11 protein-coding genes are annotated in these 14,470 nt (G+C 62.4%); all 11 read left to right on the top strand.

Translation table 11 applies throughout. The features are described from left to right. Positions 1–23: 23 nt before the first annotated feature. Complete coding sequence (locus HX613_RS06135) at positions 24–3,365, top strand: DNA polymerase III subunit gamma and tau (RefSeq protein ID WP_235344517.1); 3,342 nt, start codon at positions 24–26, stop codon at positions 3,363–3,365. Then, positions 3,362–3,967 (top strand): recombination mediator RecR, encoded by a 606-nt coding sequence (gene recR, locus HX613_RS06130; RefSeq protein WP_198397770.1) that lies wholly within the window; start codon positions 3,362–3,364, stop codon positions 3,965–3,967. Before HX613_RS06135 ends, recR begins: the two co-directional genes overlap by 4 nt. A 225-nt stretch (positions 3,968–4,192) precedes the next feature. Next, positions 4,193–4,879, top strand: coding sequence for a DUF2975 domain-containing protein (locus tag HX613_RS06125; protein WP_235344516.1), 687 nt, complete (start codon positions 4,193–4,195; stop codon positions 4,877–4,879). After that, positions 4,879–5,112 carry a helix-turn-helix domain-containing protein gene (locus tag HX613_RS06120; RefSeq protein ID WP_235344515.1) on the top strand — a complete coding sequence of 78 codons (234 nt, stop codon included), beginning with the start codon at positions 4,879–4,881 and terminating at the stop codon, positions 5,110–5,112. The genes HX613_RS06125 and HX613_RS06120 overlap by 1 nt, the downstream gene beginning before the upstream one ends. Before the next feature lie 269 nt (positions 5,113–5,381). After that, the gene (locus HX613_RS06115; RefSeq protein ID WP_235344514.1) at positions 5,382–6,707 is read left to right on the top strand and encodes an aspartate kinase; all 1,326 of its coding nucleotides are present in this window, start codon (positions 5,382–5,384) and stop codon (positions 6,705–6,707) included. Next, positions 6,704–7,756 (top strand): aspartate-semialdehyde dehydrogenase, encoded by a 1,053-nt coding sequence (locus tag HX613_RS06110; RefSeq protein WP_235344513.1) that lies wholly within the window; start codon positions 6,704–6,706, stop codon positions 7,754–7,756. Before HX613_RS06115 ends, HX613_RS06110 begins: the two co-directional genes overlap by 4 nt. 212 nt (positions 7,757–7,968) lie before the next feature. Beyond that, on the top strand, positions 7,969–8,970 hold the full coding sequence (locus HX613_RS06105) for a metal ABC transporter solute-binding protein, Zn/Mn family (protein ID WP_235344512.1): 1,002 nt from the start codon (positions 7,969–7,971) through the stop codon (positions 8,968–8,970). A gap of 2 nt (positions 8,971–8,972) precedes the next feature. Further along, complete coding sequence (locus HX613_RS06100; protein ID WP_235344511.1) at positions 8,973–9,842, top strand: metal ABC transporter ATP-binding protein; 870 nt, start codon at positions 8,973–8,975, stop codon at positions 9,840–9,842. Continuing rightward, complete coding sequence (locus tag HX613_RS06095; protein WP_235344510.1) at positions 9,842–10,753, top strand: metal ABC transporter permease; 912 nt, start codon at positions 9,842–9,844, stop codon at positions 10,751–10,753. The genes HX613_RS06100 and HX613_RS06095 overlap by 1 nt, the downstream gene beginning before the upstream one ends. Before the next feature lie 131 nt (positions 10,754–10,884). After that, on the top strand, positions 10,885–11,853 hold the full coding sequence (locus tag HX613_RS06090; protein WP_235344509.1) for a metallophosphoesterase: 969 nt from the start codon (positions 10,885–10,887) through the stop codon (positions 11,851–11,853). A 55-nt stretch (positions 11,854–11,908) separates the two neighbouring features. Then, positions 11,909–14,242 carry a transglycosylase domain-containing protein gene (locus tag HX613_RS06085; protein ID WP_268826668.1) on the top strand — a complete coding sequence of 778 codons (2,334 nt, stop codon included), beginning with the start codon at positions 11,909–11,911 and terminating at the stop codon, positions 14,240–14,242. Positions 14,243–14,470 lie beyond the last annotated feature (228 nt).

Raw genomic sequence — 14,470 nt, 5'->3', positions numbered from 1 at the left:
GCCGTTGGCATTAGGCTAGGGGCGTGTCCACCGCACTGTACAGAAGATACCGCCCAGAGACCTTCGATGAGGTCATCGGTCAAGAGCATGTGACCGATCCGCTGAAGGCCGCGATCGAACGTGGCCGCATCAACCATGCCTATCTGTTCTCCGGCCCCCGAGGCTGCGGCAAGACCACCTCGGCTCGGATCCTGGCGAGGTGCCTCAACTGTGCCAAGGGCCCGACTCCTGTGCCCTGCGGTGAGTGTCCGAGCTGTGAGGACCTGGCCAACGGCGGCCCGGGATCCCTCGACGTCGTGGAGATCGACGCGGCCAGCCACAACGGTGTCGACGATGCCCGTGACCTGCGTGAGCGTGCGATCTATGCCCCGGCACGTGACCGGTACAAGGTCTTCATCCTCGATGAGGCTCATATGGTGACCTCGCAGGGCTTCAATGCTCTGCTCAAGATCGTCGAAGAGCCGCCGCCTCACATCAAGTTCATCTTCGCGACGACCGAGCCCGAGAAGGTCATCGGCACGATCCGCTCGCGGACCCATCATTACCCGTTCCGGTTGGTTCCGCCCGAGGCACTGGGCAACTACATGGAAGATCTGTGCAACCGCGAAGGTGTGCAGGTCGCCAAGGGTGTGCTGCCGCTCGTCGTGCGCGCCGGCGGCGGTTCCGTGCGTGACACCCTGTCCGTCCTCGACCAGCTCATTGCCGGTTCGGGTCCCGACGGTGTCGACTACGCCGGAGCCATCGCACTGTTGGGCTACACTCCTGACTCCCTGCTGTCCGACATCGTCGATGCGTTCTCCGCCGGTGACGGCGGCGGGGTGTACCGGGCCGTCGAACGTGTCATCGAGTCCGGTCAGGATCCGCGTCGCTTCGTTGAGGACCTGCTCGAGCGCATGCGCGACCTCATCGTCATCAATGCTGCTCCTGAAGCCGCTCATGCCTTCCTGCCTGAGGTCCCTCCCGACCGCCTCGAACGGCTGACTCTGCAGGCCAGAGGGTTCGGCCAGGGCGAACTCTCGCGTGCCGCCGACCTTCTCAACCAGGGTCTGACCGAAATGTCAGGAGCAACCTCGCCGAGGTTGCAGCTCGAGCTGATCTGTGCGCGTATTCTTCTGCCCGGTTCGGGCCGCAGCCGCGATGCCGTGCTCAGCCGTGTCGAACGGATGGAACGTCGGATCGGCATGTCCGCATCGGGAACGGCCGCAAACATTCCGCCGGCCCCGCAGTATGGAGTGCAGGACAACACTGCCCAGCCGGTTGCCGGTGCCCAGCAGCGAGAAGCTGCGCCGTCGAGTTCGGCACAGGCAGCTTCGGCACAGCCTGCGCAGGCTCCCGCTGCACAGCCCTCAAGTCAAGCACCGCATGATGATTTCGACGACCTCGCCGAGATGGCTGTCGCTGCGGAATCCATGCTCAACGAGCCACCGCGCTCGACTCCAGATCCATCACCGTCAGTGAACGCAGCCGCAGAAGCGGAACCTCGTGAAGAGCAGCCCGTGGTCGAAACTGCACCGCAGGAGCAGACTGCCCAGGCGCAAGCACCCCAGAACCAGGCTCAGGCGCCTCATAATGAGGCAGGGCAGGCCCGACCTGCACAGGAACCTCGAGCGCAGCGTGAGCCTGAAGTCAGTGCGCCATCTCAGGAATCAGCCCCAGGCGCTGGCTCTGCTCCGGAAAGCGTCGCCGTGGCCGGTGCGGGCAACATCGGTGGCGAGATCGAAGCCATTCGACGGGCCTGGCCGAGCATCCTCGCGGCAGTCGAGAAACGCAGTCGCCTGACCAGGGCGATCATTGCTGCGAATGCGATCCCGCAGTCGTTCTCTGAGGGTGTCGTCTACCTCGGATTCAACAACGCCGGTTCCGTCCAGGGCTTCCAGCAGAGAGACCACGCAGCGAAGCTGGCGATGGCGATCAATGATGTCCTCGGCATCCAAGCTCGCATCGATATCGGCGACGTCGGTCGTATAGGTGGAAATTCGAGTCAGGCGGATGCCGGGCGCGGAAGCGGTGGCAAGGGCGACTCGGCACCGGTGGCGAATGAGGCGGCCAGCAATCGGGGGCAGGCTCCCACACAGAGGCGACCCAGCCCTCAGGAAGTCGCCGCGGTCGTCGGCACTCGAGAGGTCGACAAGCCGCAGGTTGATCACGAGAAATTCTGGGAGACCAGCGGGTCTCCTCAAGGTCCTTGGTCCGACGACGAGGAGGGAGAACAGCCGGCGTCACACGAAGCTCCACAGTCACCGACTGACTCCGACCCCGACACCTCAACGGATGTACCCGTTCAGGCCGACGACGATTCAGGCCGCCACTCTGGACCAGCAGGAAAACCCGGCTCGAGTGAAGAGTTCACGTTGGGTGAACAGCCCGGCCCGGACGGTCTCGCCGGGTCGGCCGAACAATCGCAACGGGTCGACGAACCGGCGGCGTCCGAAGATCCAGAGGAATCTACAGAATCCCAGGGGCTGTCGGAGTCCAACGATCCGATGATCGACGAGCCAGCCCGGGAGGCAGCAGAGCCTGACGATCCAGCGGCGGATTCGGATATCGTCGTGCCCGATCTCTCGGACGATGACTTCTTCAGCGGCCCTTCCGACCATGCGACCGATCAGCAATCGGATGGTGATCCACTGGCGCACACCACATCACCGGCGCCCACCACATCACATACGACACCGGACGCACCCATGGAGTATGTGCAGCCACGGTGGGAGGAGCCGACCTGGCACGATGGGCCAAGTGCTGGCGACCCGAACGCTGGTGCTCCGAGCGCTGGCGTCCCGAACGCCGGTGCCCGCAGCGATAGCGACCGGAACAATGGTGCCCCGAACCTCGGTGGTTCCCCAGACGGCGAGGCTTCGTCGAACGATCCGGTCGACGAGTCCACGAGCGCGGGTTCGGGAGCTGTGGAAGTCGGAGCGCTGGTGGTTCCTCCTCCAGAGGATGATGATCTCGACTTCCTCGGTGACTACGCGGAAGGGGACATGGGACTGTCGGATTCTGCGGCACAGCCCACTTCGCACTCGCAGCCGCAGGCTCAATCGGCACAGTCCTCGCGACCTCAGGGACACGGGGGCGCGAAGCCATTCAAATCCCGTTTCGCTGCTCTGGCCGAGAAGCACGGAGGCGCCACCCCACAGCAACCGGCCCAGACCGGAGCAAACGCGTACCCGCAGGATGCCAACGGCTCATTGCCCGGAAACGGTGCGGTGGACGACAGCGCAAGTGCTCAGCCCCAACGCTCCGGTGCCGACGAAGACGAATATGATCCGGAGACGGACCTCGACGTCTCGGAAGCTCCACAGATCGGCGTGGCCGTGATCGCACGCGTCCTCGGCGGCGAAATCATTGATGAAAGAGAAGTATGAGCGCGGTTTACGAAGGTGCCCTGCAGGACCTGGTCGAAGAATTCGGCAAGCTTCCGGGCATCGGCCCGAAGTCCGCGCAGCGACTGGCGTTCCACATTCTCCAATCTGAATCCGCCGACGTCAGCGCTCTGGCGCAGGCCCTGACCGAAGTGAAGAAGCGCGTGCGCTTCTGCGACATCTGCGGCAATGTCTCTGAGGAGGCAGAGTGCACCGTCTGTCAGGATCCGCGTCGCGATCGTTCGATGATCTGCGTCGTCGAGGAGCCGAAGGATGTCGTCGCCATCGAACGCACCCGCGAATACAGGGGCCTCTATCACGTCCTCGGCGGCGCGATTGATCCCATGGCAGGGGTCGGTCCCGACAATCTGCGCATCAAAGAGCTGATGCCGCGTCTGCAGGACGGGGAGGTCAAAGAATGCGTCATCGCCACCGACCCGAACCTCGAGGGTGAAGCCACAGCCACCTACCTCGTGCGCCTGCTCAACTCGTTGGGAGTCACCGTGACCAGGCTGGCCTCGGGACTGCCCGTCGGGGGAGACCTTGAGTACGCCGACGAGGTCACGCTCGGCCGAGCCTTCTCCGGCCGGCGCGAAATGGACTGATCTGACTCCACAGCTCCGCCTCTGCTGATCGTCTCCTCTGTTCAGTGCTCGTCTCCTGACGTCAGCAGTCGTTCGATCCCAGTCCTTGACACCATATCGATTATCGTGAAGTATATTGTTTATCGATATATCGACTAACGATAACCATTTGCGAGTCGATGTGGTGGATCTGGGCCGGAGACTTGACGTTCCCACCTGGATACGCCACGAAGAGAAGGCGGGATCATGACAAAGGAAAACGGACGCAGCGAACTGCCCGAGGAGCCAGACGACACCGTCAGTGGAAGTCTCAAGGGTGGGATGAAGCGCGGAGACGGCACTGCCAAACAGAAGGCCCTGGGCACGGGCTACGAACTCTGGGTCGGACTGGCGATCGGATTCTACGTAATCTATGCCGTGACGGAGCTGATCACCGGCCTCGTTCATGAGAGGATCAGGCTTCCGCTGGAGTTCGAGTCGGAGGCTGTGGCCACGCTCGACTTCCCGGGAGCAGATGCCACACTGAGCGGTCTGACACAGTTAACGGTGGCGACCACAGATCTGGCAACCGCAACATTGGTGCTCCTTCTCATTGCGAAGATCGCTCTGATCCTCACCTTCATCGTTGCGGCGATATCGATCGTTCCCATCATCAGAGACATCGCCAAAGGTGACCCGTTCACTGCTCGGTCGATCAAAGCGCTCGGAGTGCTCGAGAGCGTCATCGCCGTCGGATGCTTGGTGTACTTCGGCACCATGGTACTGGGCAGCAACATGGTCTCGCGCGACCTCGACATCGCCGATGATGTCGGCCCCGGCGTGACGACCGTCCAGGCGTTCGTGCTCTTAGGCGTCGTCGGTGGAACCGAGCTGCTGCGCCGCTGTTTCAAGTCGGGGCAGAAGGCCCAGGAAGAACTCGAGGGCCTCGTCTGATGGTCGAGGAATTCGAGTCGCTGCACGTCGTCTGTCATCTTGACTCGGTGCTGACGCAGAGAGGGCTGAGTCTGACTGAGCTCTCGAGGCTTGTTGATGTGTCCTTGGCGAACCTCTCAGTTCTCAAGAACAACCGCGCCAAAGCCATCAGATACTCCACGCTCATCGCATTGTGCCAAGTGCTCGATTGCCAACCTGGCGACCTTTTCACCGTCAACGTTCGGCCCGACTGAGACGAGCAGAACGCGTCACTGGCGAAACGCCCGCGATCGTTAGCAGCTCGGGGATCTCAGCGGATCCACGACGTAGAACCCGGGGACCTGAGCAGTGTCTGAATGACGGGCGAAGGTGAAGTGAAACGGCTGACCTCATACAATGGTCACGGTGCCGGAGAGCCGACACGGCTGAAATCCTGATCGATGCAAGCACGAGACAACCATGTTCGGAAGCATGGAATCGATCGCCCGGCACGGAACTTATCAGCGATAAGGAAGAGACTGCAGTGAGCATAGTCGTCCAGAAGTTTGGCGGGTCCTCGGTAGCCGATGCGGAATCGGTGAAGCGGGTGGCCAAGCGAATTGTCGAAAACCGTCAGGCCGGTCACGAAGTTGTCGTCGTGGTGTCGGCCATGGGAGACAGCACCGACGATCTCATCGACTTGGCCCAACAGGTCTCTCCGATGCCCCCAGCCCGTGAGCTCGACATGCTTCTCACTGCCGGTGAGCGCATCTCCATGGCTGTTCTTGCCATGGCGATCGCCAACCTCGGCGAGGAAGCACAGTCATTCACAGGCTCCCAAGCCGGTGTCATCACCGACGAGCAGTTCGGCAAGGCGCGCATCATCGACGTCACGCCAGGCCGAATCCGCTCGGCACTTGACCAGGGATACGTGGCCATTGTGGCCGGTTTCCAGGGAGTCAGCCAGACAGCGAAGAACATCACCACACTGGGACGCGGCGGATCGGATACCACCGCGGTAGCCCTCGCAGCGGCACTGGATGCCGACGTGTGCGAGATCTACACCGACGTCGACGGGGTCTTCACCGCCGATCCTCGCATCGTGCCGACCGCGCACAAGATCGATGAGATCGGCTACGAGGAGATGATGGAGATGGCGGCCTCGGGCGCCAAGGTCCTCATGCTCCGGTGCGTCGAATACGCCCGCCGCTACAACGTGCCGGTGCACGTGCGGTCCTCATTCTCACGTAAGCAAGGCACCTGGGTGACTGACTCACCCATTCCTGAAGCCTTCCGGTCGACACGGGGAGCGAAGGCCCCGGCAGCGGAATCAGAAACGGAGTCCAACATGGAACAGGCAATCATTTCCGGAGTCGCCCATGATCGCTCGGAGGCCAAGGTCACGATCGTCGGCGTTCCCGACGTTCCTGGCAAAGCCGCCGAGATCTTCAACACCATGGCTGCGACAGAGATCAACATCGACATGATCGTGCAGAATATCTCCACACGAGAGCCGGCCAAGACCGATATCTCGTTCACCCTGCCGATGGACGATGGCGCCAAGGCGCTCGAAGCCCTCGACGCGGTGAAGGCCTCGATCGGCTTCGACCAGGTTCGCTACGACGACCAGATCGGCAAACTCTCCGTCGTCGGTGCGGGGATGCGCTCTCACCCGGGGGTGACCGCCATCCTGTTCGAAGCGCTGAGCGAAGCCCAGGTCAACATCGACATGATCTCCACCTCGGAGATCCGCATCAGCGTCGTCACGAGGGCAGACGTTCTCGACGACGCAGTCCGCGCCGCGCATGCCGCGTACGGACTCGACAGTGAAGATGACGAAGCAGTGGTTTACGGAGGTACCGGACGATGAGCGTCAATATCGGAGTAGTCGGAGCAACAGGTCAGGTGGGCGGCGTCATGCTCGACCTGCTGGCAGACAACCCAGGATTCGAGATCAACAGTCTGAGGCTCTTCGCTTCGGCGCGGTCCGCGGGCAAGGTCATCGAGTTCAACGGTGAGGACATCACCATCGAAGACGCCGCCGAGGCGGATCCCAGCGGACTCGACATCGCCTTGTTCTCTGCCGGTGGAGCCACCTCCCGGGCGCAGGCGGAGCGTTTCGCCGCGGCCGGAGTCACCGTGGTCGACAATTCCTCGGCCTGGAGATCCGACCCCGAGGTTCCGCTCGTCGTCAGCGAGGTCAACCCTGAGGCCCTCGACGCGGTGGCCAAGGGCATCATCGCCAACCCGAACTGCACCACGATGGCCGCTATGCCGGTCCTCAAGGCGCTCGACAACGCCGCCGGACTCAAGCGGCTCATCGTCAGCACCTACCAGGCAGTGTCCGGTTCGGGTGTGAGTGGAGTCGAGGAACTCGCCGGGCAGCTCGAAGCCGGGGTTGCAGATTCCCGCAAGCTGGCCCGCGACGGCAGCGCCGTGACCCTGCCCGCGCCGGACAACTACGTCGAGCCCATCGCATTCAACGTCCTGCCCATGGCAGGGTCTATCGTCGACGACGGTGAGCTCGAGACCGACGAAGAGAAGAAGCTGCGCAACGAGAGCCGCAAGATTCTCGGTAAGCCGGATCTCCTCGTGGCTGGCACCTGCGTGCGCGTTCCCGTGTTCACCGGGCACAGCCTGAGCATCCACGCGGAGTTCGACTCCGAGATCACCCCGGCCAGGGCCACCGAGGTGCTCGCTGAGGCACCCGGTGTCGAACTTGATGACGTGCCCACACCACTGAAGGCGGCCGGCAAGGACGCAAGCTTCGTAGGCCGCATCCGCGCCGACCAGTCCGCCCCGGCAGGCAAGGGACTCGTGCTGTTCGTGGCCAACGACAACCTGCGCAAGGGCGCTGCCCTGAACACGGTGCAGATCGCCGCGCTGCTGGCGAAGAAGGTCAAGTCACAGGCGGCCTGAACAGTCGAATAGCCGTATCGAACGCCCGGGAGCCTTGCTCTCGGGCGTTCGGCATTGCCGGAACGTCTTCGAACTCGGAGCAGATCGAGCGCGGCGAGGACACATAAACAAGTTGCTATATATAAATATTTATATTAGTGGTGAGTCTTCGGGTTGAGTAGTGTGAACGTCATTGTCACGCTTCTCCTCACCTGCGTTCTGAAAGGCACATCATGCGCTCTTCCCTAGTCGGCTTCATATCCGGGGCGGCAGCCCTCACGACTGTTGCCGCCCTGAGCGGATGCGGGGGACAGGCATCGGGGTCCACTGATCTCTCTGTGGTCACTTCGACCAATGTGTACGCCGACATCGTGTCGCAGGTGGCAGGCGACTTCGCGAAGGTGAGCGCTGTCATCGACGATCCCAACCAGGACCCTCATTCCTATGAGGCGACGACCCAGGACCGATTGAAGCTGTCGAAGGCCGATCTGGTGGTGCAGAACGGCGGCGGCTACGACTCGTTCATGACCACGATGCTCGAGGCCTCCGATGTCGACGTCGACACCATCGATACAGTCTCGATCTCGGGCCTGCCTGGATCTGAAGGGGTCGGCAATGAGGGCCATGACCATGGTGACGAGGAAGCCCGTGCCGGTGGCCACGCCCACGACCACGGCGAGGACGAAGCCCATGAACACGGGGAATTCAACGAACATCTCTGGTACTCCGTCCCCACGATGACGAAGCTCGTCGACGAGGTCGCAACCCACCTCGGCGAGGCTGAGCCTGAGCATAAGGACGACTTCGCAGCCAACGCGGATGACTATAAGAAGACACTGGAGAAGCTGCAGTCGCAGATCGACGACGCCAAGGCACAACATGATGGAGATGAGGTCGCTGCCACCGAACCCGTGCCGCTGTGGCTGTTCGAGGACATGGGACTGAAGAACATCACCTCCGATGAGTTCCTCGAAGCGGTGGAAGAGGGCAATGACGTGCCGCCTCTGGTGCTGAAGAAGGCCGAGGAGCAGATTTCCTCGGGCGAGGCGGTGCTGCTTGGGTACAATACTCAAGCGGCAGGTCCACAGGCAGAGCAGCTGAAATCCACGGCTGAGAATTCCGATGTTCCGGTCGTCGACCTCGGCGAGACGATGCCGGCCGATGCGCACTACGCGGATTGGATGGGCGACTACATCACCGAAATCTCCACTGCGCTCGAAGGACATGAACACTGAGAATGGCCACTGATTCCGACGTTTCTCCCGAGCAGACCGCATCAGCTGATCACCCTCCGGTGATCCGTCTGCGAGATGCCGAACTGCGATTCGGAGAGCGTGTGCTCTGGCACGACCTCGATCTCGATGTCGCGCCGGGGGAGTTCGTGGCGGTGCTGGGCCCGAACGGGACAGGAAAGACTTCGCTGCTCAAGGTGCTGTTGGGCCAGCATGCGCTGTCCACCGGCTCGGCGGAGATCAATGGTCGCAATGTCCACTCTGGGAACTCGGCCATCGGCTACATCCCCCAGCAGCGCGGAATCGACCAACACACCCCGATGCGGGGTCGCGATCTGGTTCGGATGGGCATCGACGGACACCGTTGGGGACCCGGCCGGTTTCTGAAGCGCCGCCGTCAGCAGGTCGATGAACTCCTCGAATCCGTCGGCGCTCGAGATTACGCGGACGCCCCGGCCGGGACCCTGTCCGGCGGTGAGCTGCAGCGTCTGCGCGTGGCTCAGGCCCTGGCCAACGACCCCTCGGTGCTTCTCTGTGATGAGCCGCTGCTGTCCCTGGACATCCACCATCAGAAGGTCGTGGCCAACCTGCTCCATGAGCAGCGAGTCAAACGCAACACCTCAGTCGTCTTCGTCACCCACGAGATCAACCCGATCCTGCCCTACGTCGACCGCGTCCTCTACATCGTCGGCGGCCACTTCCTCGTCGGCACCCCCGCCGAGGTCATGACCACCCAGTCGCTGACCCGACTCTATGGTTCCCCGGTCGAAGTGGTCCGGGTAGGCGGTCGGCTCATCGTGGTCGGCGGCGAAGCCGAATGCGTGGATCACCACGTCCACGAGGACGAGATGAGCATGGAACGAGGTGCGATCTGATGTCGGCTCAGGAGATCTTCGGCAGCCTGTTCACCTTCGAGGACTACGGCGAACTGGTGGCGCTGCTGACCAACTCGCTCATCGCCGCCGGACTGCTCGGCGTCGTCGGCGGCCTCATCAGCGTCTTCGTCATGGCCCGCGATATTCCTTTCGCCGTCCATGGTGTCTCCGAGCTCTCGTTCGCCGGTGCCGCCTTTGCCCTCCTCATCGGCTTCGACGTGGTCGGCGGATCCATCATCGGCTCAATCATCGCCGCACTCATCATCGGCATCGGTGGGGCCAAAGCCTCGGAGAAGAACGCCATCATCGGTGTGCTCATGCCCTTCGGGCTGGGCCTCGCGATTCTGTTCCTCGCCCTCTACGACGGACGTGCCGCCAGCAAATTCGGTCTGTTGACCGGGCAGATCGTGGCCATCACCCCGGGCCAGATCATGACCCTCGTCGTGTGCTCGCTGATCGTGCTCCTCGTGCTCGCCGTCATCTGGCGACCGCTCATGTTCGCCAGCCTCGACCCGGAGGTGGCACGTGCCAAAGGGGTCCCGGTGTCCGGTCTGACGATCGTATTCATGCTCGTCCTCGGCCTGGCCGTGGCATTGAGCGTGCAGGTCGTCGGCGTCCTCCTGGTGTTGGCTCTGCTCATCACTCCAGCCGCGGCGGCCACCCAGCTCTCGGCCTCCCCGGTGTGGGTGCCGGTGTTCAGCGTCATCTTCGCGGTCGCTGCCTCCGTCGGCGGCATCCTCATCGCACTGGGCTCGCCGGTGGTGCCGATCAGCCCATTCGTCACGACGATCTCCTTCCTCATCTACCTCGTCTGCCGGCTCGTGGGGCAGCGCCGGATGAAGCATCTGCATCGCCGCCGCACGGCCCGTGCCGCCGATGAACACGACAAGCCGGTCGCGTTCCCTGCCTGAGGTGCCGTTGGCAGCCTGTGATTGTGGGCTCGCGTTCGAGAACGCGTGAATCTTCGAACGGGAGCCCACAATGACGGAAGCTCGGGGGCCGGGTCCAGGCCGGGACTCCGAGGCCGACTAGAGTTGGACGAATGAAGAAGCGTGCACTATTCGCCGGCGCCCTTGCAGTTCCCGCGGCGGCTGGAATCTGGGGCGCGGTCATCGAACCACACCTCTTCACCGTCCGCCGCCACACTCTGCCGATCCTGCCGGCCGGTGCACAGAGCATCAGGATGCTGCACGTCTCCGATCTGCATCTGGCACCCTGGCAGAAGCACCGGGCCGCTTGGGTCAAGGCGCTGACGCGACTGGAACCGGACGTCGTCGTCAACACCGGGGACAACCTCTCTGCAGACATCGTGCCCACTGTCCTCGACGTCTTCGACGGACTTCTCGATGTACCCGGAGTCTTCGTCCTCGGATCCAACGACTTCTTCTCACCCAAGGCGAAGAACCCAGCCACCTATCTGCGGTCTCCCTCCGAGGTGAAGCACCGCACGCAGCCCGATCTCGACGTGAAGGCCCTGATCCGCGGGTTCGAGGCCAGAGACGAAGCAGTCAGCAACGCGTCGACTGGTGACACGCCCAGCAGCACCCGCGGATGGCATTTCCTCGACAACGCCGAGGCGACTCTGACGATCCGTGGGACTCGCATCGACTTCTGCGGCCTGGGGGACTCCCACATCGACCGTGACCGGATCCAGCCCAGCGACGGTCAGGGCCGCGGCCCTGACGCGTTCGACTACCCTCACTTCGATTCTGAAGCTGGAGTGAAAGTCGGGGTCACGCATGCGCCCTATTCGCGGACGTTGGAGGCGTTCACCTCGGCGGGGGCTGACCTCATCATGACCGGGCACACTCATGGGGGACAGATCCGGGTCCCATTCTGGGGCGCGCCGGTGACGAACTGCGACCTCGATCGGACACGCGCGAGAGGCCTGTTTCCCTATCGAAAATCTCTCGTCGAGATCTCCGCCGGATTGGGTTTCTCGCCCTTCTCACCGGTGCGTTTCGCCTGCCGTCCCGAGGTCAGCCTGTTGACGCTCGTCCCTGAAGTCTGACGTTCTCAACGATTTTTGAGAACTTGCACAAGTCGTATTAGTTAAACTTGGTTTCATGGTGTCTCCTGAGTCAAATCCGAACCCGACCAAGACAGGTGCGTTTCTCCAGTTCGTCGCCGTGAGCGCGGTGGCGGGGATCGTTGCCGCCGGTCTTGCCATCCCCGGAGTCGGTGTAGCTACTGCCAGTGCAAACAGTGCCGTCGAGATCTTCAATTCACTCCCCGCGACACTGGAGATCCAGGACCTGGGCGAGAAGTCGACGATGCTCGCCTCCGATGGTTCGGAGATCGCGGAGTTCTACTGGCAGAACCGAGTCGAGGTGCCTCTCGACGAGATCTCAGATCATATGCAGGACGCGACGATCGCAGTCGAGGACTACAGGTACTTCGAACACGGCGGCGTCGATATCGAGGGCATCGCGCGTGCAGCGGTGCACAATATGGTGTCCTCGACAACGCAGGGCGGATCAACGCTGACTCAGCAGTACGTGAAGAACGTGCTGGCGGAGAACGCCCATGCCGAAGCGGACAAAGAGGGCGTGTCAGCGGCCAAGGAGTCGGATGGCACGGCCGGCTATGCGCGTAAGCTCCGCGAAGCCAAACTCGCGGTGGCAGTTGAGAAGAAGTACGACAAAAAGGACATTCTCAACCGCTACATGAACATCAACAACTACTCCGGTTCACCCAACGCCTACGGCGTGCAGGCAGCCGCCCATAAGTATTGGGGCATCGACGCGAAGGACCTGAATATCGAGCAGTCGGCGATGCTCGCCGGTATTGTGCAGAACCCTTCGGCCTTCAACCCGCAGCGTTTCCCCGATCAGGTGAAGAAGCGCCGCAACACCGTGCTGGGGCAGATGCTCAAGTACAAGCACATCACTCAGAAGGAATACGACAAGGCGGTGAAGACCGACCTCGACCTCGATCTGCATGAGACGCCGAACGGCTGTACCTCGGCCAAGAGCAACGCAGAGTTCTTCTGCGACTACGTCGAAAACGTCATCAAGAATGATGACACCTTCGGCGAGACCGTCGACGAGCGCCTCGCCTTCCTGCAGCGGGGCGGACTGACGATCAAGACCAGCCTCAACCCTGACATTCAGAAGATCGCTGACAAGGAGATCAAGAAGCGTGTTCCTGTGGGCGATCCGTCCGGCGCCGGACACGCTCTGGTCACGATCGAACCGGGCACGGGCGAGGTCATCGCCATGGCCGAGAACCGTGAATACACGGTCGGCGAGGTCAAGAAGAACGAAAAGAACAAGAAGACCAGCATCAACTACACGGTCGACAGGAAGCACAACGGCGGTGGCGGGTTCCAGGTCGGTTCGACATGGAAGCCCTTCGTACTGGCCACGTGGCTGAAATCCGGTCGCGGTCTCAATGCCACGGTCAACGCTACCAAGCGCAACTTCCCTGCAAGTTCTTGGAAATATGACGGCTGTCCGAACATGGGCGGCGACTGGGACCCGAACAACGCTGGCGACGGTGAAGGCAAGGGCTCGATGACCGCACTGGAAGCCACGAAGAAGTCCGTGAACACCGGATACGCGGCTATGGGCAATCAGCTCAACATGTGCAAGGTCATGGACACCGCGATGGACCTTGGGATTCGCTACGGCAGCGGCGAGAAGCTCGACTTCAAAAACAAGGCGGGCTTCATCCAGGCCCTGTCACCATCCTCGATCCTGGGCACGACGGAGACAACTCCGATTGCAATGGCCGCGGCATTCGCGACCTTCGCGAACGAGGGCGAATTCTGCGGCCCGAAGCCGATCGTCTCCATCAAGGACCGCTCAGGCAAGAACATCGACGTGCCGGGAGAAGGCTGTAAGCGAGTCCTCGACAAAGAGGTGGCCAAGGGCGTCGCCTACGCTCTGACTCAGACGTTCAACGGCGGTACCACCACCCAGTTGAAGATCGGAGCACCAGCAGGTGCAAAGACCGGTACGACGAACTTCGATGTGGGCCACACCTGGTTGCTCGGGTTCACGAAGACACTGTCGACTGCGGTCTGGACCGGTGACCCGGCAGGAACACGCGACTGGCGAAACAACAGCGAGGGCGTAGTCCGCGGACACGTCTACGGTGCCACGATCTCCGGTAAGACCTGGCAGGCGTATATGAATGACGCGGTCAAGGAGACGAAGGGCAACACCGGATTCCCTAAGCCGACCAGCAAGTACATGGGCGGCGGTGGCGGTACCGGTGGCGGCGGTCAGAACGGTGGTGGCGGCAACGGCGGCGGTGGCGGCGGCAACGGTGGCACCGGCGGCGGTAACGGTGGCGGCGGTGGCGGTAACGGCGGCGGTGGCACCGGCGGTGGAGACGGCGGCGATGGTGGCGGCGGAGACGGCGGCGGCGACGCGCCGGGCCTCGGCGGCAACTGAGCACCGGACGTCAGACTGAGCCTGAGATACAGGGCCTGAGGTGGGGTGGGACGATCATCATGATCGTCCCACCCCATTCTCGTCTCTCAGCGGTGTTCACACTGTGGCACGGCTGGCGGTAGGCGCGCGGGTTCTCGGCTAGTGTTGGGAACGACAATGATTGGCCGGTCGCACTCCTGCAGAACGATCGGCTGTCGGTCCATGCAGACGCTCGTTCCGATGACGCAT

This window comes from Brevibacterium sp. UCMA 11754 (assembly GCF_021532275.1).
In the GTDB taxonomy this organism is placed as follows: Bacteria; Actinomycetota; Actinomycetes; order Actinomycetales; family Brevibacteriaceae; genus Brevibacterium.
This window is presented reverse-complemented; position numbering and strand designations above follow the sequence as displayed.